We start from the raw sequence: 26,584 nt of genomic DNA on the forward strand, positions 1-26,584 counted from the left end.
CGCCGAGCCGCGCCACCGCCTCGGCCTGGGGGCGCTGGGGGGACGAGGCGGTGGCGCGGCTCGGCGACCTGCTGTTCGCCTTTCCCGCGGTGCTGACGGCGATCCTGCTGACGGCGGCGCTGGGGGCGGGGGCGGTGAACGTCGTGCTGGCGCTCGGCCTGTTCAACGCCGCGGTCTTCGCGCGGGTGGCGCGCGGGGCGGCGCTGGCCGTCTGGCGGCGGGACTTCGTGCGGGCGGCGCTGGCGTTGGGGCGCGGGCCGCTGTCGGTGACGCTGGTGCATGTGCTGCCCAACATCGCCGGGGTGGTGATCGTCCAGGGGACGGTGCTGTTCGCGGTGGCGGTGCTGAACGAGGCGGCGCTGAGCTATCTGGGGCTGGGCATCCAGCCGCCCTCACCGTCCTGGGGCAAGATGCTGGGCGACGCGCAGACCTTTCTGTTTACCTCCCCCCTTCAGGCGATCTTTCCGGGGGCGGCCATCGCGGTGACGGTGCTGGGGCTGAACCTGCTGGGCGACGGTCTGCGCGACGCGTTCGACCCGCGCCACCGCTCGGCGGGGCTGCTGTAGAGTTGACACAAGATGGTTGGGCTTGTGTCAAGTGTCAAGCGGGTGGGAGTTGTCCCCTCTCCCCAGGGGGGAGAGGGTTGAATGAGGCAGGTCAGGCGCCGCGGTGCTGCTTGGCGATCGGCTGGGAGAATTGCAGCTCGATGTCCCAGGGGAAGTGGATCCAGGTGTCCTGGCTCACCTCGGTGATGAAGGTGTCGACCAGCGGACGCCCCAGCGGCTTGGCGTAGACGGTGGCGAAATGCGCCTTGGGCAGCATCTTGCGCACGACCACCGCGGTCTTCCCGGTGTCGACCAGATCGTCGATGATCAGCCAGCCTTCGCCGTCTCCGGCGTTGGCGCCTTCCACGCCCTTCAGCACCATCGCCTCGCGCTGGTTCTGGTGGTCGTAGCTGGAGACGCAGACGGTGTCGATCATGCGCAGCTCCAACTCGCGCGCGATGATCGCCGCCGGGACGAGGCCGCCACGGGTGATGGCGATGATGCCCTTCCAGGGGCCCTTGTCGATCAGGCGCCAGGCCAACGCCTTGGCGTTGCGGTGAAGCTCCTCCCACGACACCGGGAAGTGCTTGTTGAACGGAACGGCTTCTGGCACGGCTATGGACTCCGAAAGAAACGTGCGCCGCTTATACCGCAAGCCCCACCGCCGGGCAATCGACCGCGTGAAAAGGCGAAAAAAGGTCTTGCAGCCCGGAATCCTTTTGAGTAAGTTGCGCGCCTCGACGACGGACGGTTACCGCCGCCGCCGGGAAGACAAACAGGAATGCGCCCGTAGCTCAGCTGGATAGAGCACCAGACTACGAATCTGGGGGTCAGGAGTTCGAATCTCTTCGGGCGCGCCATTCCTTCCGGTCTGCACAAGAAAGCCGCCCTTGGGCGGCTTTTCTGCGTTCTGGTGCTTGCCACACGGGCATCCACCTCAGCGGCTTTTCTTTTTCCGTGTCGTGCGCTTCGCCTTGGGCGGTTTGGTCATGGCGTTGAACAGGGCGGTCTGGTTGCGCCGGGCTGCGGCGTTGAACACGCCGCTCCAGAAACCGATGGCCTGGCTGGCCGACCGGTTGGCCATGGACAGCCAGAGGCTTTGTGGTGTCCCCTTCATGCTTCCCCCTTTTAAAAAGCCCTGCCGATGGATCTCGGCGAGGGGTCAACAGCACGGAGCGGTCAAGCTCCCGCGACGATCGTGCGGCGATGGCGGACCCGCGTCCAGGACATGGTCAGGCCGACCCGCTCGGCGCAGCCATAATGCCAAGGGCGGTTCTCGCTATCGCCGGCCCAATGCGGTTCCCCGGCCCGCAAAGGTTTCCCGCAATGGCAACAGGTGGGTGGAGCGGGAAGACGTGCGGCGTCCCGTTTCGTCAGCTGGGTCATAGGGCATCTCATCCAGAGCGTCTTATTCCAGAGGCGTCTCAGGCACGGCGTTTCGGGAAGGTACGGCGTCGAGAAGCGTGTGTTTGTCGGGCGTGTCATCTTGCGGTGCGAAGAATGACCGCCCGGCCGTCCCGGGGAAACGTCGCAAAGGTGAAATGCCCATGGGGTGCCCCCGACCACAGGGGTATGCCCATGGTCAGGCCATAGGTCGCGAGATCGTTGGCATTAAACGCTTTTTGCCCTTATCGCGAATCGCTGCCGCGGGACGTGGCGCCCACTCTTGATCACACCCCGATTCACAGCCGGTTAACCATCCGCGCCTAGCGTCCGCCCCCTTCGCCGCGGCCTTTTGCTGCGGCGCAGCATTTTTCGAAGGGTGAAGGCGTTATCCATGGTTTTCCTGTTGCACTACCTGCCGTCCCTGTCGCTGGTCGCGGTGAGCGGGCTTGCCGGTCTGGCGTTGGGCGTCCTGTCCACGCTGCTGCAGGACCGGCGGGCGATCCTCACCGCGCAGGCTGGTGCCGGCGCGCTGTTCGTCGTCCACTTCTTCGCCCTGGGTGCCCATACGGGCATGCTGATGTGCGCGCTCGGCCTCGTGCAGATGGCCGCCGCCTATCCGGAACGGCGTCCGCGCTGGTTGCGCGGGCTGTTCGTCCTGACGGTCCCGGCGGCGCTGGCGGTCGCGGCGGCGACGTGGCAGGGGCCGATGTCCGCCCTGTCGGCGGCGGGCTTCATCCTGGGGACCATCGGGCGCTGGCAGAGCACGGTCGGGCGGATGCGGATGTTCTTCCTGTCCTCGACGGTGGTCGGGGCCGGTCACAACGCTTTGGCCGGCTCGGCCTTCGGGCTGGCGTCGGACGCGATGACCCTGTCCGGCCATCTGCTCAGCCTGTGGCGCGCCCGTCCGGCGGTTCGCCGGCAATCGGCGCTGGCGGTGCATTGACGAACGGAAACCGCGCCGGGGACGGTGCCCCGGAGCGGTCTCGCAAGCGAAATGTTGGTATCAGCGCTTCGCTTCGGCGGTGCCGGCGGTTTCCCGACGCTCCAGATAGGTCTTGGTGAGCTGCGGCAGGCGCTGTTCCAGCCACGCGGCCATTTCCAGCTCCTCGTCCAGGCTCGGCTGGAGCATGCGGGCGATCTCCGGCTCCCCGGCCTGTTCCGCGGCGGAAATCAGGGCGCGGTAGTTGGCGATCTCGAAATGCTCGAAGGAATAGTCGAAGATCGACGCCTTCACGATCTCGTCGGACGCCACCACACCGGACAGCGACTGGGCGTTGCCGATCAGCATGGCGACACCGGTCTTGATGGCCGAGGTGTCGGTGCCCAGGCGCTGCAGGCACTGTTTCAGCCGGTCGGCCTGCCGGTTCGACACCTCGATGTGCTCCTGCACCTTGGCGAGGACGTCCGGGTAGTTCTTGATGCGCTCCGCCTGCCGCTCCAGCATCTCGACGGCCTGGCTTTCCATGGCGTGGGCGTCGCGGAGCCAGTCGATCAGGGTTTCCTTGGTGGTGTTGGCCACAGGTCCTCTCCCTCGTTGCGTTATCGGACAGTCCATTGGGGATTGAGCGACAACAGGCGGAGCAGCGGTTCGTCACCATCGGACGATGCGGCCCGACCGACCGGAGCACCCTTCGGATGCATCAAGGAACCTTCACCGGGGCGGCAGGTTTTCAAGTGGTTGGGCAGCCTGCCAGGGGAGGAACCGGCCATGTCGGCAAATGAACCGGCCGTGATGGGAAAAGACCAGATCGTCGATACCCTCAACGATCTGATCCGCATCGTCGAGGACAGCCACGAAGCCTATCGTCAGGCCGCGGAAGCCTTGGAGGACGAGGATCTGAAGGCCCTGTTCAACGATCTGGCCGCCCAGCGCGGCGCCATCGTGCGGGAGGTGCAGCGCCTCGTCGCCGAACAGGGCGGGGCGCCGGACATGGGCGGCACCGTGATGGGCGGCGCGCACCGCTTCTTTTTGGAACTCAAGACCAACGTGCTGGGGCACGACCGCGAGGCGATCCTCGCCGAGGTGCAGCGCGGCGAGGGCGAATGCGTCCGTGCCTACGAGGAGGCCCTGGCCAAGGAGCTGCCCCTGCCGATCACCGCGGTGGCGGTCCAGCATCTCGACCGCATCCGCGCCGACCGCGACCGCATGACCCTGCTGCGCGGTGCCGCGGCCTGATCTGGGATTCCTGACGAAGAGGTAGAACGTTACTCCGCGGCGGCAGACTGCCGGTTCTCAAGATCGGCCAGCAGGGCGCGTTTTTGGCCGGCGTCCATGTGCTTCCAGCCGCGGATCTCCTCCAGAGTGCGCAGGCAGCCGATGCAATAGGCGCGGTCGGCTGTCAGCTTGCACACGCTGACGCAGGGTGACTGGACGAACTCGGTCTCGGTGGGCTGGGACATTCCGGAATCCAGATGAATGCGGGGCAGTGCGCGGTGGCCGGCGGCGTGGCGCTGGCGCCGCTCCGTCCGGCCGGGCCGGAAGTGCCCGCTCTTGCGGCATTTCGGCGCTTTTGACAAGCCCCACCGACACCATCGGTTATTTTTCTGCAATGATGGAGAGAGTGGATTTCCGTCGATCAACCCATGAGCCATAAATTCGCCAGGAAAATGCCGGAAAGGCGAATTCTTCAGACAAGAAATCTCCCAAATTGGCATTCAGAACTGTGGTCCGCGGTGTTCCGTGGAGTCCAACGAGGGAGATTTCGGTGAAGCGAAGGTCAGTGGGGAGTCTGCTCGGCGCGATGGCGCTGGCGACGGTGTTGACGGCTTGCGGGGTGCCCCCCCAGGCGCCGATGTCGGCGATGCCGCCCGGCGGCGGCCAGGGATACCCGGCGTCCGCCCCCGCGCCCTCCGCAAGACAGCCGTATTTCAACGCGGAGGTTGCCGCCGCAGCGCCGGGGCGGTTCAACACGGCGTCGCCGAACGGTTTCGTGCCGGTGGCCGAGGCGCCCGTCTCCACCTTTTCCGCCGACGTGGACACGGCGTCCTACGCGGTGGTCCGCCGCCTGCTGAACGAAGGGCACCCCATCCCCTTCCCTGTCTTGCGGGTGGAGGAGATGGTCAACTACTTCCACTACGATTACCCGCGCCCGGAGTCGCCCGCCGCTCCCTTTCGCCCGACGGTGGCGGTCTATCCGTCCCCCTGGACGGAGGGCGCGAGCATCCTGCACATCGGCATCCGTGCCTACGACGTCGCCCGCAGGCAAAGACCTGCGCTGAACCTCGTCTTCCTGGTGGACGTGTCGGGCTCCATGGCGCCGCAAGACCGGCTGCCGCTGCTGAAGCAGGCGTTGTTGATGCTGGTGGACGATCTGCGGCCGGACGACCATGTGGCCATCGTCAGCTACGCCGCCAACAGCGGCGTGGTGCTGGAGCCCACCGCCGGAACGGATAAGGAAACCATCCGCGCGGCCATCCAGGGGTTGACGGCGGGCGGCCTTACCGCGGGCGGCGGCGGAATCCAGGCGGCCTATGCGCTGGCGGAGAGGAATTTCGACAAGGCGGCGGTCAACCGCGTGGTGATCGGCACCGATGGCGATTTCAACGTGGGGATCGTCGATCCCAAGGAGTTGGAGACGCTGATCGCGGGGAAGCGTGAGACCGGCGTCTATCTGTCGGTCCTCGGCGTCGGGCTGGGCAACCTCAACGACGTGGTGATGCAGCGGCTGGCCCAGGCGGGCAACGGCAACGCGGCCTACATCGACGGCATGCAGGAGGCCAAGAAGGTCCTGCGCGACGAGTTGTCCTCCACCATGGTGCCGGTCGCCGACAATGTGAAGTTCCAGGTCGAGTTCAACCCGGCCCTGGTCGGGCAGTACCGGCTGATCGGCTACGAGACGAGGGCGCTGCGCCGCGAGGATTTCAACAATGACCGGGTGGACGCGGGCGACGTCGGCGCCGGCCATGCGGTGACCGCGCTCTATGAGTTCCTGCCGCCGGGGGCCAGGGGCAAGGGCGTCGATCCGCTGCGCTACGAAGCCAGCCATAAGGTTAAGACGACCAGGGATGCGGTAAACGCGAACGAGTTCGGTTTCCTGCGCCTGCGCTACACGCTGCCCGGCCAGTCAAAAAGCCGGCTGATCGAGCGCCCCATCCAAAAAGGCGAGGCCCTGGCCTCCGTCGAGGCCGCTCCCGCCGAGGCCCGCTTCGCCCTGGCGGTGGCATCCTTCGCCGGAAAGCTGCGCAGCGCGGGGGGCGGCGAGATGATGTCCTACGCGCAGATCGCCGATCTGGCGCGCGGCGCCCGCGGCGCCGACCCCGACGGCACGCGCGCCGAGTTCATCCGCCTCGTCGAACTGGCGGGCAGCCGGGCCGCGCGGTGACCGCGGTCATCGCCTGAAAAGGAAACGGGGCGGCACCGGGCCGCCCCGTTCCTGAACCGCAAGGCGTTCCGCCCCACGCTCAGACGTTTCAGTCGGAGATGTTGGGCGGGTCGGGATCGTCCGACCAGTCGTCCTTCGGGGCCGGGTAACGCTCCAGCCACTTGCGGACCAGGGCGACGTGGCCGGCCTCTTCCTCCGCGAACTCGCGGGCGAGGCGGGCGACCTCCGGGTCCTTCGTCTCGGCGGCGACCGAGGCGTAGTAGTTGTTGCCCTGATGCTCGCTCAGCAGCGCCATCTTCAGCGCGTGGTGCGGCTTCATCAGGTAATGGGCGTTCTCGAAGGCCGCCGACTCCGGGGACTCGGTGGTGGCGTCCCATTGGAACTCCCAAGGGGCGACCTTGGGCAGCGCGCCGAACTCCCGGGCGATCTGCTTCACCTCCTCGGCGTGTTTGGCCGAGTAGGTGGACAGATCGCGGAACAGCTTGGCGACCTCCAGGTTGTTGTGGGCCTCCATGCTGTCGGCCAGCTCGGTGTAGCGCTCCGCCGCCTCGATCTCCAGCGCCAGCGCGTGGGCCAGGAACAGACCGACGTTGGCGGCCCCGTTCAGGACTTTCGTCTTCATACCGCGAACCCCTCTTCGATCTGGGCGATGCTGTGGGTGGCCGTCGATCCCGGCTGGAACGGACGACGGTTGCCGGCGAGGAAGATGCCGAGGCCGAACCCGTCGTCCTCGAGGACGGCGCGCATCGCCTCGTTCGGGTCGTCCGTCGGCTCGCGGCCGTAGGGGTGGACCGTGCTCTTCCAGCCGCGCTGCTCGGGGCGGAAGGTGACGCAGGGGGACAGGATGTGGATGACCGAGAAGCCGGGGTGCCTCACGCCTTCCACGATCAGGCGGGCGACCTCGTTCGGGTTGTTGGAGAAGCCGCGGGCGACGAAGTTGGCGCCGCAGGCCAGCGCCAGGGCGACCGGCTGGATCGGGTTGACGCCCGGCCCTTCCGGGGTCAGCTTCGACTCGCACCAGTCGGCCTCGGTGGTCGGCGAGGCCTGGCCCTTGGTCATGCCGTAGACCTGGTTGTCCATGACGATGTAGGTCATGTCGACGTTGCGGCGGCAGGCGTGCAGGAAGTGGTTGCCGCCGATCGAGAAGCCGTCGCCGTCGCCGCCGAAGATCAGCACGTTCAGCTCCGGCCGGGCCAGCTTCACGCCGGACGCCACGGCCAGCGAGCGGCCATGCACCGTGTGGTAGCCGTAGACGCTGGTGTAGGCGGGGATGCGCGACGAGCAGCCGATGCCCGACACCACGACGGTGTCGTGGCGCTCCAGCCCCATGGTCGCCATGGCGCGGGTGATGCCGGCCAGCACGGAATAGTCGCCACAGCCGGGGCACCAGATGGGCTTCACGTCGGACTTGTAGTCGCCGGGCAGCGGGCCCACGACATCGTCGGTCAGATGGGTATCCATGGATTTCGTGCTCCGGCCGGTCAGATCAGGGAAAGAAGCGTCTCGTGCACCTCGCGGGCGCGGATCGGCAGCGGGCCGGGGCGGCTGAACACCGACACCGTGCCCGGCAGGTCGTAATGCCCGCGGAGGAACTTGTGGAACTGGGCGCCGTGTGTCTGCTCGACGACCAGCACCTTCGAGACGCCGTCCAGCGCCGCGGCCAGCTTGGCCGGCTGGACCGGGGAGATCAGGCGGATGGCGACCAGCCGGGCCTTGGTGCCGGCGGCCTCCAGCCGGCGAACCGCCTCGCGCGACGGGCCGGTGGCGGAGCCCCAGGTGACGACGGCGATCTCGCCCTCGCCCTCGATGTCGGCCCAGGCATCGCCGTAGTCGTAGGACGTCAGTTTGCGCAGCCGCTTGTCGAGCTGCTTCTGGTGATCCGACGCCTGCGAGGAGGGCAGGGCGCTCTCCGCATGCTCCAGCCCGTCGGCGGTGTGCTCGCCGCCCGGCATGCCGGGGATGGCGGCGGGGGAGACGCCCGATTCGGTGTCGGCGTAGCGTTTGTACTTCGCCTCGCCGCCGAGATCGGTCGCCAGCAGGCGGTTCGCCTTGTGGGGGGCGTCGGCCGGCTTGTCGACGATGGCGCGGGACTGGCCCATCGCCTGATCGGACAGCACGATGGCCGGGGTCTGCAGCGCCTCGGCCAGATGCACCGCCCACTGGGTGGTGAACAGGCAGTCGCCGATGGAGGTCGGGCCGACCACCAGATGCGGGGCGTCGCCGTGCAGGCCGTAGACGGCGATGTTCAGGTCGGACTGTTCGGACTTGGTCGGGATGCCGGTGGACGGACCGCCGCGCTGCACGTCGACGATCACCACCGGGGTTTCGGAGGCCACGCCCAGGCCGATGCATTCGGTCATCAGCGACAGGCCGGGGCCGGCGGTCGCGGTGATCGAGGGCACGCCGCTGAAGGAGGCGCCCAGACACATGGCGATGGAGGCCAGCTCATCCTCCGCCTGGACCAGCTTGCCGCCGGTCTTGGCGAGGTTGGGGGCCAGCCATTCCAGTATTTCGGTCGCCGGCGTGATCGGGTAGGCGGCGCAGAACTTCACCCCGCCCTTCAGCGCGCCCAGCCCGGCGGCCTCGTTGCCGGAGATGTTCCAGCGGACGGCGCCCTCCTTGTTGGGGGCGGCCAGCTCCAGGCCGAGGTTCCAGCCGGCGGCCTCCTTGGAGCCGGCGTCGATGCCGGCGTTGGACGCCTGGATGGCGGCGTCGCCCTTCTTGCCCAGCGCCTTCCGGATCACCGCGTCGATGCCGGCGCGCGGCAGGCCGACGATCGCCGCGACGGCGCCGAGGCCGACCATGTTGACGCGCCCGCCGGGGATGCGCCCGGCCAGCTCCTTGATCGGCAGCTCGACCTGTTTGGCGCCGCTGGCGGCCAGGACCGCGGGCACCTCGCCCTGGCTGGGGTCGGTGATGATGACGCTCTGGTCCGACAGCGGAAGCTCGGCCGCGAAGCGCTCCACATTCTGCCAGTCGAAGGCGACGATCAGGTCGAAACGGTCTCCAGGACCGTGAACGGGTGTCGGCGACAGGCGAACGAGGGCGGCGGCTTCACCGCCACGGATCTGCGGGCCGGTGGTCCGCGACATCAATCCGTACCATCCCACGTTGGCGGCGGCATCCAGCAGCATCTGTCCGGCGGTCATCGCGCCGGCGCCACCGCTGCCCACCAGGGCAATCGTGACCGAGTCCACTGTCATTGGTTAATCCCTTGCGTCCGAATGTGAGTCGCCCGACGCCCGTACGGCTACGTCAGCATTGCGGAACAAGGGAATGATCTGGCGCAAACCGGACGAAAGACGTCACGATTTTGCGAAGTCACGTCATGGAATGGTCCGACCAATTCTTGTTTGGCAAACGGCCATCCCTTGGCACCGACTGTTGCCGGGATTGTTTCTGGACCGGAATGGCAAGTGCCGTCGCACGCTACTCGCTGTAGCGTTCTTCCCGCCAGGGGTCGGCGTCATTGTGATAACCGCGGACCTCCCAATAGCCGCGGCGATCCTCCGCCAGGACCTCGATTCGCTTCACCCACTTGGCGCTTTTCCAGAAATAGAGCTTCGGCACGACGACTCGGACGGGGCCGCCATGGTCGCGGCTGATCGGCTGGCCTTCCCACCCGGTGGCGAGCAGCGCGTCCTCCGCCGCGAAGGCGTCCAACGGCAGGTTGGTGGTGTAGCCGTCCGAGGAGTGGCAGAGGACGAAGCGCGCCTCCGGCCGCGGCCGGACGACCGACAGCAGGTGCCGCGTCGACACGCCCTCCCACCGGTTGTCGTAGCGCGACCATGTGGTGACGCAGTGGATGTCGGAGAGGACGCGCTCCCGCGGCTGGGCCTGCAGGTCCGCCCAACTCCAGGTGACGGGGGTGTCGACCAGCCCGTCCACCGCCAGGGTCCAGTTCGCCTCGCTCACCCGCGGCACGATGCCGAGATCGAGCACCGGCCAAGTCTCCACCAAGCGCTGGCCCGGCGGCAGGCGGTCGCGCGCCGGGTCGGCGGTCTCCCCGGTCAGGCCCCGGCCCTCCCGGGCCCATTGCTGTTTGGTGGCGATCAGCTTGTCGCGGATCCGCCCGTCCTGTGGCACGTCCTGCGGGCCATCTTGAGGAAACTCGTCGGCCATTGCGGTCCTCCGAAGGGGTGGATCGGCAGCGATGTCTCTGGTGAGCGGTACGGATTTATGCATGGATGGGGGCCGGTGTCAGCGCCGATCCCGCGGTTTCTTGCGGTGCGAAAGGCTGATCCGCTACCCTTCCGTCCCATTTTCCAAGGTTTGGCCGGAAATAGACGGTTCGGACGGTTGCCCTGCCCCTGTTCACGCCCTGTCTTGCTCTGGTAGCATGTCCGCTATGCGTTACCTGCCATGTTGCCGCCCATGACCACCGCCCTGCCCGTCGCCCCGCAAACCGATGCGGCGCCCTCCAGGCTGGGACGGGCCCGGCTGGAGAAGGACGAGCTGGACATGGCCCTGGAAGAAGCCGCGGGATTGCAATGGTTGGACGCGCTCGCCACGCCGCTGTGGCTGCTCCGTCCCGATGGGTTGACCGCATGGCTGAACGGCGCCGCCCGCGCGCTGATCGGCCTGGAGCGCGACGCGCCCGCCGCCGCCGTCCGGGTCAGCCTGTCCAGCCGGCTCCCCACCCCGTTGGAGCAGGCCGCCGCGGGGCGGACAGTGGACGCGCGGGCAACCATCCACGCCCCCCTGATCCTGCCGCTGGAGGTGGATCTCCGGCTGGTTCCGGCGCCGGGCCCAAGCGGGCTGATCCTGGCCGAAGCCCCCGCCGACAGCGGCGCCCGGCAGGAGATGATGCGGCTGAACGAGCAACTCATCGCGCTGTCCTACGCCTATCCCGACATCCGCTTCGAACTGCTGCGCGACGGCACCATCCTCGACTTCGCCGCCGCCAGTCCCGGCGACCTGAACGTTCCCGCCGAGCGCTTCCTGGCGCACCGCGTGCAGGAGGTGCTGCCCGATCCCGCCGCCGGGATGCTGGCCACGGCGCTCGGCCGGCTGAACGAGGGCCAGACGGTGATCGGTCTGGACTTCTCCCTGCCGCCGCCTTCCGGATCGGCGGGGGGCACCAAATTCTTCGAGGCGCGGCTGGTCGCGTTGCCCGACAGCGACCGCGTGATGTGCAGCATCCGCAACGTCACGGAGCGGGTGGAGGCGGAAAGCGCGGCCCGGCGCGCCCACCATCTGCTGTCCGACGCCATCGAATGCATCACCGAAGGCTTCGTGCTGTACGACGCCCAAGACCGGTTGGTGCTGTGCAACGGGCGCTACCGGGAGTTGTTTTCCGCCAACACCGACCTCATCACGCCGGGGGCCCGGTTCGAGGAGGTACTGCGCGGCGGGGTGGAGCGGGGCGTCTATCAGGTGCCGGACGGTGACTTGGACGGCTGGATCGAGCGGCGCCTCGAGCAGCACCGCAGAGCCGGCGCTCCCATGGAGGTGCAGCTTCACGACGGGCGCTGGATACGCATCGAGGAGTGGCGGACCCACGAGGGCGGGACCGTCGGCATCCGCGCCGACATCACCGACCTGAAGACTCGCGAAGCGGAGCTGAGCGTCACCCGCGATGAGGCCGAACGGGCCAACCAGCGCAAGTCCGACTATGTCCACCATTTGAGCCACGAGCTGCGCACGCCGTTGAACGCCGTGCTCGGCTTTGCCCAGATCATCCATGACGAGATGATGGGGCCGAACAATCCGCGCTACCGCGAGTATGCCGGGCAGATCGCGGCGGCCGGCGTCTACATGCTGGACCTCATCAACAACCTGCTCGACCTCGCACGGATCGAGGCGGGGCGGATGGACCTGCATGAGGAAGCCTGCAATCTTTCCCTGCTGGTCGATCTGACCTTCGGCATGATGCAGCCGCGGGCGTGCGAGGCGGCGGTCGCGCTGTGCATGGAGATTCCCAACGATCTGCCGAGCCTGCACGCCGACGCCTCGCAGATCCGCCAGATGCTGACCAACCTGATCGGCAACGCCATCAAGTTCGCCCCCGCCAAGGATGGGCGCGTGCTGGTGCGCGGGGAGTTGACGGAGGAGGGCGGCATCGCCTTGACCGTCACCGACAACGGCATCGGCATGCGGCCCGAACAAATCCCGGTGGCGCTGGACGCTTTTGGGCAGGTGCATGGCCGCAATCAGGCGGCGGAGCGCGGCTCCGGCCTGGGGCTGCCGCTGACCCGCGCGCTGATCGCCCTGCACGGCGGAAGCTTCCACATCGACAGCCGGGTCGGGGTGGGGACGACCGTGCGCCTGACCTTCCCGCCCTGCCGGGTCGGCGGCAGGATGCAGCGGCCCTGAAGACTGGAAACGATACGCTCCGAAACGCGTGCCCTGAAACCGAAACGCGTGCCCTGAAATGCGCAACGGCCGCGCGCGCTGGATGCGCGGCGGCCGTGGACTCACAAGACGAAACCCGCAGGAAAGACGGGTGGCCCGTCGAGGCGCGCTGACTGGCCTTAAGCTGGCTTGGCCTTAAGCGGCCTTGCGGACGGCGGCAGCCTCGGAGAAGACCTTGACGACCTGCTCGACGAAGGCGGCCAGCTCGTCATGGCCCAGCGCCGTGATGGTCACGTTGTCCACCACCAGGGCCTCGTCGCTGATCTTTCCGCCGGCGGCTTCCAGCTCGGCGCGGACGGCCTCGGGGGCAGCGAGCGTGCGGCCCTTCAGCTTGCCCGGGATGGCCAGGAGCTGGATGCCCTGGTCGATCGCGGCGATCGGCTTGCCGGCGTCCAGAAAGTGGCCGACGATGCGGCGGGTGTGGGCGCTCTGCTGGAGCTTGGCGACGCTGCGCTCGCCACCCGGCAGCAGCAGCATGTCGTAATCGGCCCCCAGAACCTCACCGACCTGCTTGTCCACCGGGAAGTAATGGCCCCAGGACTTGCCGTGCCAGCCGTTCACCAGCCCCTGCTCGGGCGAAATCGTACGAAGAGTAGCGCCGGTCTTGAGGAGAGCCCGTTGCGGCTCCGTCATCTCCAGTTCCTCAAAGCCGTTGGCGACGAGAATGGCAATGCTCTTTCCTGCGAGGGGTTGATCCATACTGTCTTGTCCTTTCATCGTTCAACCAGTGTGTGCGGGCCATCGCCAAGGAATGCGCCGTCGGGGAAAAGAAACGGCGCACGCCGCGCAAGGCCTTGCGCGGCGATGGGACCCGCAGCCGGCCCTCGTCAGGTGAGGTCCGGCGGGGGGGCAATTACGCCCCTGATCGGTTTGTGGTGAGCATGGAACACAAGTGGCGGCAACGAGGTCCCAAGTCAATGGCTTATTCCGCACTGCAACGCAGCTTCCCCACCGTTGGGCAGGGCAACCGGCACGGCAATTTCGCGGTTGCGCTCAAGACTTAATCACGATTTCCCGATTATGACGGTTGGGATGGCGCAGGTCAGCCATGCCCCTATGGCGCGGCTGTGACAACGAATGGTCGTGAGGAAAGCGGGCGGACGCAAAAAGAAACGGCCGGAGGCGGACCCCCGGCCGTTTGAAGTCAATAGCGTCAGCCGTTCGAAGAGATCCGGCTCGCACACCGGATCAGGAACCACCGGTCACCGGAGCGGCGGGCCGAAGCCAACCGTCCGACGATCGGCGCAAACCGGTCATACGGCCCGAGCCGGGGAGGCTGCCGCGATGGGCGGCCGTATGACCCTTTCACACTTTGCGGGGGCAAAGTGCTGTCTCGTTCGAGGCGGGCGCGTCCGGCGGATGGAACCGGACGCTCCCAGCTTTTCGATCAATGGAACTGGTCGGCCTCGGTGGAGTCCTTGTAGGCGGTCGTGGAGGACTGGCCGCCCGAGATCGCCGTGGCGACCGCGTCGAAGTAGCCGGTGCCGACCTCGCGCTGGTGCTTGGTCGCGGTGTAGCCCTCGGCCTCCGCCGCGAACTCCGCCTCCTGCAGTTCCGAGTAGGCGGCCATGCCGCGCGCCGCGTAGCCCTTGGCCAGCTTGAAGGCCGAGTAGTTCAGGCTGTGGAAGCCGGCCAGCGTCACGAACTGGAACTTGTAGCCCATGGCGCCGATCTCGCGCTGGAACTTGGCGATGTCCGCCTCGTCCAGGTTGGCCTTCCAGTTGAAGCTCGGCGAGCAGTTGTAGGCCAGCAGCTTGTTCGGGAATTCCTTGCGGATCGCCTCGGCGAAGCGCTTGGCCTCCTCCAGGTTCGGACGCGAGGTCTCCCACCACAGCAGGTCGGAGTAGGGGGCGTAGGACAGGCCGCGGGCGATGCAGTGGTCGACACCCGTGCCCTTCTTCAGCCGGAAGAAGCCCTCCGAGGTGCGGCCGGCGTCGAAGTCGATGAAGGGATGGTCGCGCTCGTCAACGTCGGAAGTGATGAGCTGAGCGGACTCCGCGTCGGTGCGGCAGAGCACGATGGTCGAGGTGCCCATGGTGTCGGCGGCCAGACGGGCGGCGTTCAGCGTGCGGATGTGCTGCTGCGTCGGGATCAGCACCTTGCCGCCGAGATGGCCGCACTTCTTCTCGGACGCGAGCTGGTCCTCGAAGTGGACGCCCGAGGCGCCGGCCTTGATCATCGCCTTCATCAGCTCGAAGACGTTCAGCGGGCCGCCGAAGCCGGCCTCGGCATCCGCGATGATCGGCGCGAACCAGTAGGTGTCGCCCTTGCCCTCGGCGGTCTGGATCTCGTCGGCGCGCTTGAAGGTGTTGTTGATGCGCTCGACCACCGCCGGCACCGAGTTGGCCGGGTACAGGCTCTGGTCCGGGTACATCTGGCCGGCCAGGTTGGCGTCGCCGGCGACCTGCCAGCCCGACAGGTAGATGGCCTTCAGGCCGGCCTTCACCGCCTGCATCGCCTGGTTGCCGGTGAGCGCGCCCAGCGTGTTGATGTACGGCTCGGTGTTCAGCAGTTCCCACAGGCGCTGGGCGCCCATCTCGGCCAGCGTGTACTCGATCTTGACCGAGCCGCTGAGGCGCTTCACATCGTCCTGGGTGTAATCGCGCTTGATGCCTTCGAAGCGCGCGGCGCGGAGAGCGGCCTTGGTCTTTTCATCGAGCGACATGGTCGTTTTCCTTCTTTTCGTCACCGTTGCGCTGCTTTTGAGCGCTTGCCCTGACAAAACAACTAAAACGGCCTTCGCTGCCTTGCAACATGCCCTTGTTTGTAAAAGGGTCTGTTTGTAAACTGCCGTCTGAAAAGTTCTGTAAATCAGTAAATATTGTAAATCAGCGCAGCTGGAGTTCGGGCGGTCATGGACAAGAAGGCGATGCTGGGTCCGAAGGTGCGGCGGCTGCGCCGCGACCATGGGCTGACCCAGGCCCAGATGGCCGAGCAGCTGGGCATTTCCCCCAGCTACCTGAACCTGATCGAACACAACCAGCGCCCCGTCACCGTGCCGCTGCTGCTGAAGCTGGGCCAGCAGTTCGGGGTGGACCTGCAGAGCTTCGCGGAGGACGAGGAGAGCCGCCTCGTCGCCGGCCTGCGCGAGGTCTTCGCCGACCCGCTGTTCGACGGCTCCGACATCAAGAACCAGGATTTCCGCGAACTGGCGGCGGTCGCTCCGACTTTGGGGCAGGCGGTGGTGGCGCTCTACCGCGCCTTCCGCACCAGCCGGGACGACCTGCAAACCCTGTCGGAGCGGGTGGCCGACCGCGAGAAGTTCCATCTGGTCCAGGCCACCTCCTTCCCGCAGGACGAGGTGCGCGACCTCTTCCAGACCCATTCCAACCACTTCGCCGAGCTGGAGGCGGCGGCGGAGGAGCTGTGGCAGGAGGGCCGGCTGGAGAAGGGCGATCTCTACCGGGGCCTGACCGACTATCTGCTGAACAACCACAGCGTCCGCGTCCGGCTGCTGCCCTCCGACATCATGGGCTATGCGGTGCGCCGGTTCGACCGGCACGGGCGGCGCATCCTGCTGTCGGAGATGCTGGCGCCGTCCGGCCGCAACTTCCAGCTCGCCTGCCAGATCGCCCTGCTGCGCCACCGCGACCTGCTGAACCACATCGTCGACTCGTCCGGTCTGACGGGCGACGAGGCGCGGCGACTGGCCCGCATCGGGCTGGCCAACTATTTCGCGGCGGCGGTGCTGATGCCCTACGCCCGGTTCTGGGAGGCGGCCAATCAGGTTCGATACGACATCGAAATATTGCGCCGCCGGTTCGATGCCTCGTTCGAGCAGGTCTGCCAGCGGCTGACCACGCTGCAGCGGCCGGGGGCGAAGGGCGTTCCCTTCTTCCTGATGCGGGTGGACAGCGCCGGCAACGTGTCCAAGCGCTTTTCCGGCGCCGGTTTCCATCTGGCGCGCTTCGGCGGCGGCTGCGCCCGCTGGATCGTCTACGAGGCCTTCCGCACGCCGGGAAAAATCCACAGCCAGCTGGCCCAGATGCCCGACGGCACCACCTACTTCTCCATCGCCCGCACGGTGGTGAAGGCCGGCGGCGGCTTCCGCAGCCCGCCGCAGCAGTTCGCCATCGCGCTGGGCTGCGATCTCCAGCACGCGGCGCAGATCACCTATGCGGACGGTGTGGATCTGGAAAACACCGAGGCGGCGACTCCCATTGGTGTGAATTGCCGGCTCTGCCCGCGGCTGGACTGCTCGCAGCGCGCCTTCCCGCCGCTGAACCATCGCCTGATTGTCGATGAGAATCTGCGCGGTTTGTCGCCCTATCTCTTCGCTCCGCCGGCGGGAGAGTAAGGCCGTTTATTTCGCAAAGCGGCCTTGTGGTAACCGAAAAGCCACAACAAAATTGTTGGTATAAATTAGTGGTCTGTTGACGAATTTGTTGTTAAAGAGATGTGCTGCAATGCGGCACGGCTTGGCTTCTGAAACGACACCGGCCACGGCATGCCGGTCACCGAAACGGACCTGCGGATTCCATGAGCAATCTGATTCATGAGCGCGTCCTGCGCGTTCACCACTGGACGGACACGCTGTTCAGCTTCACCACCACGCGCGATCCCTCGTTCCGTTTCGATCCCGGACAGTTCACCATGATCGGCCTGGAGGTGAATGGCCGGCCGCTGCTGCGCGCGTACAGCCTGGTCAGCGCCAGCTACGAGGAGACGCTGGAGTTCTTCTCGATCAAGGTGCAGGACGGCCCGCTGACCTCGCGCCTCCAGCACCTCAAGGAAGGCGACACGCTGCTGGTCAACCGCAAGGCGACGGGCACGCTGGTCACCGACAACCTTCTGCCGGGCCGCAACCTGTACCTGCTCAGCACCGGCACGGGCCTCGCTCCCTTCCTCAGCATCATCAAGGACCCGGAGATGTACGCCCGGTTCGACAAGGTGATCCTGACCCACACGACGCGTACGGTGGGCGAGCTGGCGTACGGCGACATCATCAACACCGTCCTGCCGGAGAACGAGTTCTTCGGCGAGGATGTGACGCAGAAGCTGATCTATTACCCGACCGTGACGCGCGAGCCCTTCCGCAACCAGGGCCGCATCACCGACCTGATCCGCAACGGCAAGCTGTTCTCCGATGTCGGTCTGGCCCCCTTCGACCGCGAGGTCGACCGCGTGATGATCTGCGGCAGCCCGGCCATGTTGGACGAGACCAGCGGCATCATGAACGAGCTGGGCTTCTCCATGGGCCACAACGGCGAACCCGGTCATTACGTGATCGAAAAGGCTTTTGTGGAACGCTGAACGGATTTGCCGGAATAAAGCGGGCCGCGGTTCGTTGATGGGACGTGACGATGGCACGTCATCAACTCCAGTCGGCCCGATCGGGTCCGACCGGTCCTTGACGGGCGCGCCTCCCTCCTGGGGGCGCGCCCGTTTTCCTTTTCGCCAGACCGTTTTGCCGATCCCGCATTTGGTGTAGACATCCCCTCCATGCGCCTCATCACGATCCTCGCCGTGCTGCTCGTGGCCGGCCTCGCGAATTTTGCCGTCTGGTCGCTGCCGAACCAGCCGGTGCCGCTCGACCCCCCGCCCGGCGGCAAGCTGAAAAGCGTGTCCTTCGCGCCCTTCCGCGATGGGCAGAGCCCGCTGACACAGACATTTCCCAGCACCGAGCAGATCGACGAGGATCTGGCGGCGCTCGCCCCGCAGGTGGCGGGGGTGCGCACCTACACCTCGCTGGAGGGGCTGGAGGTTGTGCCGGAACTGGCCCGCCGCCACGGCATGCAGGTCACCATGGGGGCGTGGCTGTCGTCGCGGCTCGACAAGAACGAGAAGGAGGTCGCGTCCCTCATCGACCTCGCCAACCGCTACCCGGACGTTATCACCCGCGTGATCGTCGGCAACGAGGTGCTGCTGCGCCGCGAGCTGACGCCGGAGCAGGTGGCCGGCTACATCGACCGCGTGAAGGCGGCGGTGAAGCAGCCGGTGTCCTACGCCGACGTCTGGGAATGGTGGCTGAAGTACCCGCAGATCGCCGATCACGTCGATTACCTGACCATCCACCTGCTGCCCTACTGGGAAGACGTGCCGACCGACGTGGCCGGCGCCATGGAGCGCATCCGCGGCAGCTACCGCACGATCGCCCAGCGCTTCCCCGGCAAGCCGATCCTGGTCGGCGAGACCGGCTGGCCGACCGAGGGCCGGTCGCGCGGCGCCGCGGTCACCGGGCTGGTCAACAAGGCCAAGTTCGTCAACGGCTTCGTCCGCCTCGCCGAGCAGGAGGGCTTCGACTACAACGTGATCGAGGCCTTCGACCAGGGCTGGAAGGCCAAGCTGGAAGGCACGGTGGGCGGCCACTGGGGCCTCTACACCGCCGACCGTCAGGCGAAGTTCGCCCTGGCCGGGCCGGTGGTGGAGAACCGCCAATGGCCGCTGCTGTTCGGCGTCTCCTCCGGCCTCGCGCTTCTTCTGGTCGTCGGGCTGACCCTGCGGGGCCGTCCGCTGACCGCCGGGGCCTTCGCCGCCCTGGCCTTCCTGGCGCAGGCGCTGTCCACCCTGTTCGTCCACGCCGTCTGGGGCGCCCTGCACGGCAAGCACTACCCGCAGGACGTGGCGCTGTCGGTCGTCATGCTGGTGGCGACGGCCGTGCTGTCGATGGCCGTTCTCCTGGCCGCCCGGCGGGCGCTGGGCAGCGGCGGTCTGGCGCTGGAGCCGCTGGCGCCGCTGGCGCCGCTGCGCGGCCGTCCGGCGCTGTCGCGGCTGGAGACGGTGGGCAAGGCCTCTGCCATCCTGCTCGCTCTGCTGGGGATCGCCTGGAGCCTCCTGATCGTGTTCGACGGGCGCTACCGCGACTTCCCCAATTGGTACTTCGCCCTGCCGGCGCTCGGCCTGCTGGCGCTCGGCGCCATGCGCGCCACGCGGCGTCCGGAGGGCACGGGGGCGCTGGCCGCCTGGGGCATCGGCGGGCTGTTCCGCCCCGCCGTCCCGGCGGCCGATCTGCCGGCGAGGGGCCTGTGCGGCGCCGTCCGCCGCCTGCCGCTGGAGTCGGTGCTGGCCGCCCTGCTGCTGCTCGGCGCGCTGCTGACCGTGCTGGCGGAAGGCGTGGTGCCGATGGAGTCGCTGATCTACGGGCAGCTTCCCTTCCTGGAGGCCCTGCACGAGGTGGTGTGGACCAGCCCGAACTGGGAAGCGCTATCCTGGGCCGGGCTTCAGCTCCTGCTGGCGGTGCCCTACGCCGCCGCCGTCTTGGCCGCTCGCCGCGGCGAGACCGCTCGCGCCGGCCACCCGTGGGTCCGCGTCGCCGGGCAGTGACGGTCTTCCCCCTCTCCCGCTTGGCGTGGGAGAGGGGGCCTGCCCCGCCTCAGGCCGCCTTTTCGCTTTTCCGGCCTTTCTGGTGCTCCGCCGTCCAGCGCTTGGGATCGTGGAGGAAGGCGTGGATTTCGCCCTGGGCCTGCGCGTCCAGGTAATGGCCGCGGTTCGCCACCTCCAGCACGTCCCACCAGGTCGCCAGCGCGTGCATGGTGATGCCCAGCGGGGCCAGATGCTCCTGGATCTCGTCGAAGATTCCGTACTGGAACAGCACGAACAGGTCGCGCACGTCGCAGCCCGCCTCCTTCAGCGGCTGGGCGAAGCGGGCCTTGCGGTGGCCGTCGGCGGCGATCTGCTCGACCAGGAGCACGCGCCAGCCCGGCTCCACCCGCCCTTCGATCCGGTGCTTGTAGCCCTGCAGGCCCTCCGGCGCCTCCTTGCGCACGAAGACGAGGGGCAACTCCAGCCGGTCGGCGATCAGCGCGGCCCAGGGCACGCCGGCCCCCTCGGCGGCGGCGATGGCGTCCAGTTCGCCGTCGCCGATCTCCTGGCCGATCATCCGCAGCGCGAAGTCGAGCACCTCGTCGCGCACCGCGGGGTAGGAGAGCAGCCGCCGACCCTCCAGATGGACCGGGCTGACCAGCCCCGAACCGTGGTTGCACAAATGCTCCGGGTCGTACCGGACGCAACCGGTCTCGATCAGATGGCGGGCCACGTCGATGGCCCCTTCGCGTAATTCGATGTCCCAAGCGTCCGGTATCATGGCCTGCCCCCGTCGTTCCCGCGTTGTTTTTCAGCCTCGGTTTTTCGCCTCACACCTTTCTCCCGATGATCACCCGTTCGGGGCGGGCCGCAACCCCTCCACACGCGGCGGGGAAGGCGCTTCAGTGGTAGTCGAAACGGGGGAGGACAACGCGCCGCAGCCACCCTCCGCCTGTGGTCTTGGGTGTGAAGGCGCCAGGGCGGTTGACACGAACCGCGACAAACGTTGAAAAAGAGAATCGAATTGTAGCCATGCAGCTTTGACAGAGCGGGGCGGGGAACGGCGATGTCGGACATCCAGGGCTGGGGCCAGGGCGAGGACGACGACCTGCTGTTCGCCGACGAGGACGCTCCGGACCCGTCGTCCGCGAATTCCGGCACCGTCGCCGCCCCCTGGAAGCTGCTGATCGTCGATGACGATCCGGAGGTGCACGCGATCACCCGCGTGGTGCTGAACGATGTGAGCTTCGACGGGCGGCGCCTGCAGTTCCTGTCCGCCCATTCGGGGGGCGAGGCGCGGGCGATCCTGAACGACCATCCCGACATCGCCGCCGTCCTGTTGGACGTGGTGATGGAGACGGAGGACGCCGGCCTGCGGCTGGTCCATCACATCCGGGAGGTTCTGGGCAACCGGCGGGTCCGCATCATCCTGCGCACCGGCCAGCCCGGACAGGCGCCGGAGCGGCAGGTGATCGTCAGCTACGACATCAACGACTACAAGGCCAAGAGCGAGCTGACCGCCCAGAAGCTGTTCACCACGACGGTGGCCGCCCTGCGATCCTACCAGCACATCGACGCGATCGAGCGCAACCGGCAGGGGCTGGAAACGATCGTCGACGCCGCCGGCACCCTGTTCGAGCAGCGCTCCATGGACCGCTTCGCCCTCGGCGTGGTGGAGCGGGTCGCCGCTCTGTTGCCGCGAGCGACGGGCGCCTTCCTGTGCGCGGTGCCGCCGGGCCCGAATCCGGAAGATTCAAATCCGGAAGATTCAAATCCGGAAGGCCCGGGGCCGGGCGGCCGGTTCCGGGAGGCGGTGGTGCTGTGCGGAACCGGCGTCTTCGCCGAGGCGACCGGCCGGCCGGTCGGTGCCGTGCTGCCCGAGGCGGCCTGCGCCGACATCGCCGCCGCCCTGGCGCGGGGCCGCAGCCTGCACCGCGACGACCACAGCGTCGCGCTGTTCCAGACCCAGAGCCCCGGCCCCGGCGCGCTGTTCATCGGCGGGCATGGCGGCCTGCCGGAGGTCGAGCGGCGGCTGCTGGAGATCTTCTGCTCCCGGATGTCGGTCGGGTTCGACAATGTATCCTTGTACGAACAGCTCCGCCTCGCCCAGATCGCCACGGTGCACGCGCTGGGCAAGCTGGCCGAATACAAGGACGAGGTCACCGGGGAGCATGTCCGGCGCATCGGCCGCTGGGCCACCGCCATCGCAAGGGAGCTTCAGGCGCGGGGTACCTGCGGCGGTGATGCCGACGACCGCTTCTGCGAGCTGATCGGGCTGGCCAGCATGCTGCACGACGTCGGCAAGGTCGCCATCCCCGACCAGATCCTGCGCAAGCCCGGCAAGCTGGACCCCGAGGAAATCACCCAGATGCGCGAGCACGCCACCATCGGCGGGCGCATCCTGCGCGATGCCTCCGGACCGGTCGGCGGGCGCAGCTACCTGTCGATGGGGGCGGAGATCGCCGAGAGCCACCACGAGAAGTTCGACGGCACGGGATATCCCCAGGGGCTGGCGGGCGAGGCCATCCCGCTGTCGGGCCGCATCGTGGCGGTTGCCGACGTCTATGACGCCCTGCTGCACCGCCGCCCCTACAAGGAGGCGTGGGAGCTGGCGGCGGTGGTCGATCTGATCCGCGCCGAGTCGGGCCGGCATTTCGACCCGCGCGTCGTCGACGCCTTCGTCGCGGTCCTGGAGCGCGGCGGGCCGGAGGCGTAGGGCCCCCGGCCGCACGGCTCCCGATTACGAGCCCTGGTTTTTTAAGACCCTTGGCTGAGCGCCTCGGCCAGCGCCCGGTCGGGATGGTTCCCGCCGACGATGAGCTGCATGGAGCCGGTCGGCACCTCCACCCCCAGCTCGTCGAAGCGCTTCTTCATGCGGCGGTTGAACTCGCGCGACACGCCCCACTGCTTGGTCGGGCGGGTCTTGAAGCGCGCGGTGATCAGCTGGGTCGAGTCGGGCTGGAACTTGTCCAGGCCCATCACCTCCAGCGGCGCCATGATGTCGGGCGCGAACAGCGCGTCGGCCTGCAGGCCGGTGCCGATGTCCTTCAGCAGCTCGATCACACGGTCGGGGTCCTCGCGGTAGGCGACCCGCACCTCGAACAGGGCGTAGGAGAAGTCCTTCGACATGTTCTTGACGGTGCTGACCGAGTTGAAGGGCACCGTGTGGATGGCACCCGACCCGTCGCGCAGCCGGATCGAGCGGATGGAGATGGCCTCCACCGAGCCGGAATGGCCGCCGCCCACGTCCACCACGTCGCCGATGGAGATGCTGTCCTCGAACAGGATGAACAGGCCGGTGATGATGTCCTTGACCAGCGTCTGCGACCCGAAACCGACGGCCAGACCGACCACACCGGCACCGGCCAGCAGCGGCGCGATGTTGACGCCCAGCTCCGACAGGGTGATCAGCGACACCATGGTCACCAGGAGGATCAGGAAGGCGTTGCGCAGCAGCGGCAGCAGGGTGCGCACGCGCGCGCTGCGCTCGATCCGCGTGCCGTTGCGGTCGGTGGAGGCGAGGAAACGCTCGATCATCGCGCTGACCACCTCCCAGGCGACGATGGAGCCGACCAGCAGGAGGGCGATGGTGACCGTGCTGCGCAGGATGCGCTGGCCCAGCCGCGTGTCCGTCCAGGCCAGCGTGTCGAAGCCCCAGCCGTAGAGGATCATCATCGCCGCGCCGACCCAGATCACCGTCTTCACCGCCCGGTGCAGGAAGGGCAGGTAGAGGGAGGCGCGGTCCTTCAGCGGCGGCAGGGCGCCCTGGCTCTCCGGGACCATGCGCAGGCCGCGGCGCAGGCCGCGGTTGATTCCGTTGACGAGCAGCCGGGCGATCACCGCGACCAGGATGGTGATTCCGGTGGCGCGGGCCAGATACTCGAACCCGCCATAGACGTTCAACACCCAGACGCCGAAGGTCACCACGACATAGATGATCGCCAGAACGTGCCAGACGTCGGCGAAGCGGCGGCGGGCGGAGCGCAGGACGGCGCCCTGGCCCTCCGACTCGCGCTCCGCGGTGGCCGTCGGGTCGCCGTCGCCGGACAGCGGGTTGCCGTGCATCCAGTCGGCGACGATGCGGCGGTTCTGCAGGATCAGCGCGATCAGCATGCCGGCGATCGCCAGCCCGAGCAGCTTCAGCAGCGCGCCGTAGGCGCCGAGCGGCAGGCCCAGCACATAGGCGCCCTCCGCCAGGAAATAGCCGTAGACGCCGACCGCGGCCAGCCGGCGGACCCAGCGGTAGAGGCGCAGCGCGTTGGCGTCGCCCATCCGCACCATGCGCAGGGTGGGCGCGAAGGGCGAGATCAGGATGCGGGCGGCGACCAGCAGGATCTGCAGGATGACGGTGGCGTTGATGACGGCCAGCGCGACCAGCCGGACGCGCGGCCCCGGCTCGCTGACCGACAGGATGGCGTAGCCGACGACGATGAAGGCGGCGATGGGCGCCAGCTCCAGCAGCGCGCGGCCGAGCAGCAGCGGCAAGCGCACCAGCGTCGTGGTGCCCCGGCGGGCGGCGAGCGCGTTGCGCGGGCGGGCGAGCAGCCAGCCGACGAAGCGTTCGATCGCCAGACCGGCGGTCAGGATCATCGTCAGCTGGATGGCGATCTGCACCCAGCGGTCGCGGGCCGACGGGTCGACCATCTGCCGGTTCGCCCACTCGATGGCGCCGGGCAGCTCCTTGAACACGTTGCCGACCTGGACGAGCTGGCGGCTCAGCACGTCCATGCGCTCGGCCAGGAAGGACAGGGCGCTGGCCCCGATGGTTTCGGGCAGGGTGCTGGCCGCCGGGGCCTCCTCGGCCTTGGCCTGCTCCAGCCCCTTCTGCGCGGCGACCAGCGCCTTCAACTGCTCGACCAGCCGGGCGCGGGCCGCCGGGTCCTCCAGCGTCGTGATCATCGCCTGCATCTGCTCGGGCGTCGGATCGGGCGAGGCGGCGGGTTCCGCAGGGGCCGCGGCGGCGGGGGCCGGCATGGCGGCGCCCGGCACCGGGCCGGCGGCCAGCGACGGCGCGGCGAGGCCGGCGAGAAGCAGCAGAAGGACGGCGAGTGCGCCCATGCAGGGGACCGTCCACCGGGTGCGTGCGCGAAGCATCCCTGTCCTTTTCCGTGATTTCAGCAATGCGGGCGTGAAGGCCGGGGACGTTATCCCGTGCCCGCCTCCTTGCCAACCCGCGCAGTTTCAGACCTTTTTGGGACGGAATTGCGGCCGCGCCCAAGGCGTCGGCGGGCTCCGGACAGGGGTTCAGGTGGCTTTCCCGCCAGTCTGGGCGCCGCTTTTGGGGCCGTCTTGGACCTCATCCTGCGCGACATGGCAGGCGACTCGGTGGCCGGGCGCCACGGGGTCGAGCGTCGGGGGGACCTGGGCGCAGCCGTCATGGGCGAGCGGGCAGCGCAGCCGCAGGGCGCAGCCGGTCGGCGGGCGCAGGGGGGAGGGCGGATCGCCGTGCAGCGCCGGGCGGACCAAGCCGGCCGCCGCGATCAGGGCGCGGCTGTAGGGATGGCGCGCCCCGGCCGCCAGAACCGTGCTGTCCGCCGACTCGACGATCCGGCCGAGCAGGAGCACCAGTGCCCGCCGCCCGATCCGCAAGCCCTCCGCCGCGTCCTGGGTGGCGTAGAGCAGGGCCAGCCGGCGGCGGCGGCGGATCGCCTGCAGCAGGGCCAGGAAGTCGGCCCGCTCCGCCCCGTCGAGCGTGGCCGCCGGCTCGTCGCAGACCAGCAGGCGCGGCCCCGTCAGCAGGGCGCGGGCCAGCCCGGCGCGCGCCGCCTCCGCCGGACGGAGCGAACCGGGATGGAGGTCGAGGACCGCCGCGGGCAGCCCGACCTCCTCCAGCGCCTCGGCCAGCCGCGCGTCGCGGTCGGCTGAAGATCGGGTGGGCCGCAGCGACTCCAGCGTTTCGGCGAGCTGCGCGCCGATGGTCATCAGCGGGTCGAAGGCGGCCAGCGGATCGGGGAAGAGGATTTGCAAATCCCGCCGCGCCCGGCGCATCGCTTCCGGCGGGGCGGCGGCGAGGTCGGTCCCCAGCCAGGACACCTGACCGCCGACCGGCGGCACCAGCCGCAGGATGGCGCGGGCCAGCACCGACTTGCCGCTGCCGGTCTCGCCGAGCAGGGCCAGCGTTTCGCCCTCGGCCAATTCGATGGACAGGCCGTCCAGGACGGTCAGCCAGCGCTCCTCGCCGCGCCAACCCCGTCCCAGCGGAAAGGCGACGCGCAGGTCGCGCACCGACAGGATGGGCGGGCCGGAGGGCGCCGGCTCCACGGGGGGCGGTGCGGGGACGGGCTCCTCCTCCGGTTCTTCCAGGCGCCCTTGGGTCAGGATCAGCCGGCGGTCGGCCAGACCGGAAGGAACCGGATCGGCCCGATTTGGATCGGCCTTGATTGGGTCGGGGGTCGGGCGCCCGGCCAGCAGCAGCGCCGTTCCGGCCTCCCGCGTCCAGGCGGCGACGTCGCTCAGCAGACGGGCGCGCCGGGCGGGTCCGGGCGCGGCGGTGGCGGCGCCGGCGCGCAGCAGAGCCGCCTGCGCCGCCACGGCCAGCGCCAGGGCGGCGCCCCAGGGGCCGCCCCCCCGCCCCCCCCCGGGCTGCCCATTTCCCCGGGGGGCACCGCCGGGGCCCAGCCGACCGCCGTGCCCCCGCGGGCCGGGCTGTTCGAGGGGCCCGCCCGCCGCTACGCCGACCGTCCGTGCCTGGACTTCCTTGGCCGCCGCTACCGCTACGCGGAGGTGCTGGGGCTG

23 protein-coding genes and 1 tRNA gene are annotated in these 26,584 nt (G+C 68.4%); 10 read left to right on the plus strand and 14 right to left on the minus strand.

Annotated elements, in window-relative coordinates; genetic code table 11:
- On the plus strand, window positions 1-566 hold a 566-nt coding region (locus GBZ26_RS09545), incomplete at its 5' end, for an ABC transporter permease (RefSeq protein ID WP_174438641.1).
- Between the two features lie 91 nt (window positions 567-657).
- Here GBZ26_RS09545 and gpt read toward each other — a convergent pair.
- On the minus strand, window positions 658-1,158 hold the full coding sequence (gene gpt, locus GBZ26_RS09550; protein WP_035670736.1) for a xanthine phosphoribosyltransferase: 501 nt from the start codon (window positions 1,156-1,158) through the stop codon (window positions 658-660).
- A gap of 170 nt (window positions 1,159-1,328) precedes the next feature.
- Here gpt and GBZ26_RS09555 point away from each other — a divergent pair.
- Window positions 1,329-1,405, plus strand: a tRNA-Arg gene (locus GBZ26_RS09555).
- A gap of 77 nt (window positions 1,406-1,482) precedes the next feature.
- Here GBZ26_RS09555 and GBZ26_RS09560 read toward each other — a convergent pair.
- A complete protein-coding gene (locus GBZ26_RS09560) occupies window positions 1,483-1,662 on the minus strand; it encodes a hypothetical protein (protein WP_174438642.1) in 180 nt (59 codons plus the stop codon).
- 660 nt (window positions 1,663-2,322) lie between these two features.
- On the opposite strand from GBZ26_RS09560, the gene GBZ26_RS09565 reads away from it, so the two are divergent.
- Window positions 2,323-2,874 (plus strand): YgjV family protein, encoded by a 552-nt coding sequence (locus tag GBZ26_RS09565; protein ID WP_174438643.1) that lies wholly within the window; start codon window positions 2,323-2,325, stop codon window positions 2,872-2,874.
- Between the two features lie 60 nt (window positions 2,875-2,934).
- On the opposite strand, the gene GBZ26_RS09570 is transcribed toward GBZ26_RS09565, so the two are convergent.
- Window positions 2,935-3,450, minus strand: a complete 516-nt coding sequence (locus GBZ26_RS09570) for a YciE/YciF ferroxidase family protein (protein WP_014239055.1) — start codon at window positions 3,448-3,450, stop codon at window positions 2,935-2,937.
- Window positions 3,451-3,639: 189 nt separating this feature from the next.
- Here GBZ26_RS09570 and GBZ26_RS09575 point away from each other — a divergent pair, with 189 nt between their 5' ends.
- Window positions 3,640-4,107 (plus strand): PA2169 family four-helix-bundle protein, encoded by a 468-nt coding sequence (locus tag GBZ26_RS09575; RefSeq protein WP_137103862.1) that lies wholly within the window; start codon window positions 3,640-3,642, stop codon window positions 4,105-4,107.
- A gap of 29 nt (window positions 4,108-4,136) precedes the next feature.
- On the opposite strand, the gene GBZ26_RS09580 is transcribed toward GBZ26_RS09575, so the two are convergent.
- Both GBZ26_RS09580 and GBZ26_RS30855 read right to left on the minus strand, forming a co-directional pair.
- Window positions 4,137-4,331, minus strand: coding sequence for a DUF1289 domain-containing protein (locus GBZ26_RS09580; protein WP_174438644.1), 195 nt, complete (start codon window positions 4,329-4,331; stop codon window positions 4,137-4,139).
- A 136-nt stretch (window positions 4,332-4,467) separates the two neighbouring features.
- Window positions 4,468-4,890, minus strand: a complete 423-nt coding sequence (locus tag GBZ26_RS30855) for a hypothetical protein (RefSeq protein WP_174438645.1) — start codon at window positions 4,888-4,890, stop codon at window positions 4,468-4,470.
- On the opposite strand from GBZ26_RS30855, the gene GBZ26_RS09590 reads away from it, so the two are divergent.
- Window positions 4,868-6,253, plus strand: a complete 1,386-nt coding sequence (locus GBZ26_RS09590) for a YfbK domain-containing protein (RefSeq protein ID WP_174438646.1) — start codon at window positions 4,868-4,870, stop codon at window positions 6,251-6,253. The genes GBZ26_RS30855 and GBZ26_RS09590 overlap by 23 nt on opposite strands.
- A gap of 88 nt (window positions 6,254-6,341) precedes the next feature.
- On the opposite strand, the gene GBZ26_RS09595 is transcribed toward GBZ26_RS09590, so the two are convergent.
- The 4 genes from GBZ26_RS09595 to GBZ26_RS09610 form a co-directional block, all read right to left on the minus strand.
- The gene (locus GBZ26_RS09595) at window positions 6,342-6,875 is read right to left on the minus strand and encodes a ferritin-like domain-containing protein (protein WP_174438647.1); all 534 of its coding nucleotides are present in this window, start codon (window positions 6,873-6,875) and stop codon (window positions 6,342-6,344) included.
- Window positions 6,872-7,714, minus strand: a complete 843-nt coding sequence (locus GBZ26_RS09600; protein ID WP_174438648.1) for a 2-oxoacid:ferredoxin oxidoreductase subunit beta — start codon at window positions 7,712-7,714, stop codon at window positions 6,872-6,874. Before GBZ26_RS09600 ends, GBZ26_RS09595 begins: the two co-directional genes overlap by 4 nt.
- A gap of 20 nt (window positions 7,715-7,734) precedes the next feature.
- On the minus strand, window positions 7,735-9,456 hold the full coding sequence (locus GBZ26_RS09605) for a 2-oxoacid:acceptor oxidoreductase subunit alpha (protein ID WP_174438649.1): 1,722 nt from the start codon (window positions 9,454-9,456) through the stop codon (window positions 7,735-7,737).
- A gap of 226 nt (window positions 9,457-9,682) precedes the next feature.
- Window positions 9,683-10,375: a sulfite oxidase-like oxidoreductase gene (locus tag GBZ26_RS09610; protein ID WP_174438650.1), complete on the minus strand. Its 693-nt coding sequence runs from the start codon at window positions 10,373-10,375 to the stop codon at window positions 9,683-9,685.
- A gap of 252 nt (window positions 10,376-10,627) precedes the next feature.
- Here GBZ26_RS09610 and GBZ26_RS09615 point away from each other — a divergent pair, with 252 nt between their 5' ends.
- Entirely contained in the window at window positions 10,628-12,568 is a 1,941-nt protein-coding gene (locus GBZ26_RS09615; protein WP_174438651.1) for a PAS domain-containing sensor histidine kinase, read from the plus strand.
- Between the two features lie 174 nt (window positions 12,569-12,742).
- On the opposite strand, the gene GBZ26_RS09620 is transcribed toward GBZ26_RS09615, so the two are convergent.
- Together GBZ26_RS09620 and aceA are read right to left on the minus strand one after the other, a co-directional pair.
- Window positions 12,743-13,306: a DJ-1/PfpI family protein gene (locus GBZ26_RS09620; RefSeq protein WP_035670743.1), complete on the minus strand. Its 564-nt coding sequence runs from the start codon at window positions 13,304-13,306 to the stop codon at window positions 12,743-12,745.
- A 688-nt stretch (window positions 13,307-13,994) separates the two neighbouring features.
- Entirely contained in the window at window positions 13,995-15,272 is a 1,278-nt protein-coding gene (gene aceA / locus GBZ26_RS09625) for an isocitrate lyase (RefSeq protein ID WP_014239066.1), read from the minus strand.
- Window positions 15,273-15,461: 189 nt separating this feature from the next.
- Here aceA and GBZ26_RS09630 point away from each other — a divergent pair, with 189 nt between their 5' ends.
- From GBZ26_RS09630 to GBZ26_RS09640, 3 genes are all read left to right on the plus strand, one after another.
- On the plus strand, window positions 15,462-16,904 hold the full coding sequence (locus tag GBZ26_RS09630) for a helix-turn-helix domain-containing protein (RefSeq protein ID WP_174438652.1): 1,443 nt from the start codon (window positions 15,462-15,464) through the stop codon (window positions 16,902-16,904).
- A 182-nt stretch (window positions 16,905-17,086) separates the two neighbouring features.
- Window positions 17,087-17,860: a ferredoxin--NADP reductase gene (locus GBZ26_RS09635; protein WP_174438653.1), complete on the plus strand. Its 774-nt coding sequence runs from the start codon at window positions 17,087-17,089 to the stop codon at window positions 17,858-17,860.
- 189 nt (window positions 17,861-18,049) lie between these two features.
- Complete coding sequence (locus GBZ26_RS09640; RefSeq protein ID WP_174438654.1) at window positions 18,050-19,870, plus strand: glycoside hydrolase family 17 protein; 1,821 nt, start codon at window positions 18,050-18,052, stop codon at window positions 19,868-19,870.
- A gap of 49 nt (window positions 19,871-19,919) precedes the next feature.
- Here the strand turns inward: GBZ26_RS09640 and GBZ26_RS09645 are convergent, their stop codons facing one another.
- A complete protein-coding gene (locus GBZ26_RS09645; RefSeq protein WP_174438655.1) occupies window positions 19,920-20,630 on the minus strand; it encodes an orotate phosphoribosyltransferase in 711 nt (236 codons plus the stop codon).
- 285 nt (window positions 20,631-20,915) lie between these two features.
- Between GBZ26_RS09645 and GBZ26_RS09650 the strand changes: the two genes are divergently transcribed.
- On the plus strand, window positions 20,916-22,565 hold the full coding sequence (locus GBZ26_RS09650; RefSeq protein WP_174438656.1) for a response regulator: 1,650 nt from the start codon (window positions 20,916-20,918) through the stop codon (window positions 22,563-22,565).
- A 41-nt stretch (window positions 22,566-22,606) separates the two neighbouring features.
- Here the strand turns inward: GBZ26_RS09650 and GBZ26_RS09655 are convergent, their stop codons facing one another.
- Entirely contained in the window at window positions 22,607-24,907 is a 2,301-nt protein-coding gene (locus tag GBZ26_RS09655; protein WP_246653518.1) for a mechanosensitive ion channel domain-containing protein, read from the minus strand.
- Window positions 24,908-25,093: 186 nt separating this feature from the next.
- Window positions 25,094-26,380: an oligopeptide/dipeptide ABC transporter ATP-binding protein gene (locus GBZ26_RS09660; RefSeq protein ID WP_174438658.1), complete on the minus strand. Its 1,287-nt coding sequence runs from the start codon at window positions 26,378-26,380 to the stop codon at window positions 25,094-25,096.
- Between the last annotated feature and the right edge of the window lie 204 nt (window positions 26,381-26,584).

Source organism: Azospirillum formosense (genome assembly GCF_013340925.1).
GTDB classification, from domain to species: domain Bacteria; phylum Pseudomonadota; class Alphaproteobacteria; order Azospirillales; family Azospirillaceae; genus Azospirillum; species Azospirillum formosense.

Coding starts and splice junctions, on each gene's coding strand:
- GBZ26_RS09565 (WP_174438643.1), top strand. CDS start 2,323: ATGGTTTTCCTGTTGCACTACCTGCCGTCCCTGTCGCTGGTCGCGGTG.
- GBZ26_RS09635 (WP_174438653.1), top strand. CDS start 17,087: ATGAGCAATCTGATTCATGAGCGCGTCCTGCGCGTTCACCACTGGACG.
- GBZ26_RS09615 (WP_174438651.1), top strand. CDS start 10,628: ATGACCACCGCCCTGCCCGTCGCCCCGCAAACCGATGCGGCGCCCTCC.
- GBZ26_RS09610 (WP_174438650.1), bottom strand. CDS start 10,375: ATGGCCGACGAGTTTCCTCAAGATGGCCCGCAGGACGTGCCACAGGAC.
- GBZ26_RS09600 (WP_174438648.1), bottom strand. CDS start 7,714: ATGGATACCCATCTGACCGACGATGTCGTGGGCCCGCTGCCCGGCGAC.
- GBZ26_RS09655 (WP_246653518.1), bottom strand. CDS start 24,907: ATGGGCGCACTCGCCGTCCTTCTGCTGCTTCTCGCCGGCCTCGCCGCG.
- GBZ26_RS09620 (WP_035670743.1), bottom strand. CDS start 13,306: ATGGATCAACCCCTCGCAGGAAAGAGCATTGCCATTCTCGTCGCCAAC.
- GBZ26_RS09650 (WP_174438656.1), top strand. CDS start 20,916: ATGTCGGACATCCAGGGCTGGGGCCAGGGCGAGGACGACGACCTGCTG.
- GBZ26_RS09640 (WP_174438654.1), top strand. CDS start 18,050: ATGCGCCTCATCACGATCCTCGCCGTGCTGCTCGTGGCCGGCCTCGCG.
- GBZ26_RS09605 (WP_174438649.1), bottom strand. CDS start 9,456: ATGACAGTGGACTCGGTCACGATTGCCCTGGTGGGCAGCGGTGGCGCC.
- GBZ26_RS09580 (WP_174438644.1), bottom strand. CDS start 4,331: ATGTCCCAGCCCACCGAGACCGAGTTCGTCCAGTCACCCTGCGTCAGC.
- GBZ26_RS09645 (WP_174438655.1), bottom strand. CDS start 20,630: ATGATACCGGACGCTTGGGACATCGAATTACGCGAAGGGGCCATCGAC.
- GBZ26_RS09595 (WP_174438647.1), bottom strand. CDS start 6,875: ATGAAGACGAAAGTCCTGAACGGGGCCGCCAACGTCGGTCTGTTCCTG.
- GBZ26_RS09560 (WP_174438642.1), bottom strand. CDS start 1,662: ATGAAGGGGACACCACAAAGCCTCTGGCTGTCCATGGCCAACCGGTCG.
- GBZ26_RS09575 (WP_137103862.1), top strand. CDS start 3,640: ATGTCGGCAAATGAACCGGCCGTGATGGGAAAAGACCAGATCGTCGAT.
- aceA (WP_014239066.1), bottom strand. CDS start 15,272: ATGTCGCTCGATGAAAAGACCAAGGCCGCTCTCCGCGCCGCGCGCTTC.
- GBZ26_RS09630 (WP_174438652.1), top strand. CDS start 15,462: ATGGACAAGAAGGCGATGCTGGGTCCGAAGGTGCGGCGGCTGCGCCGC.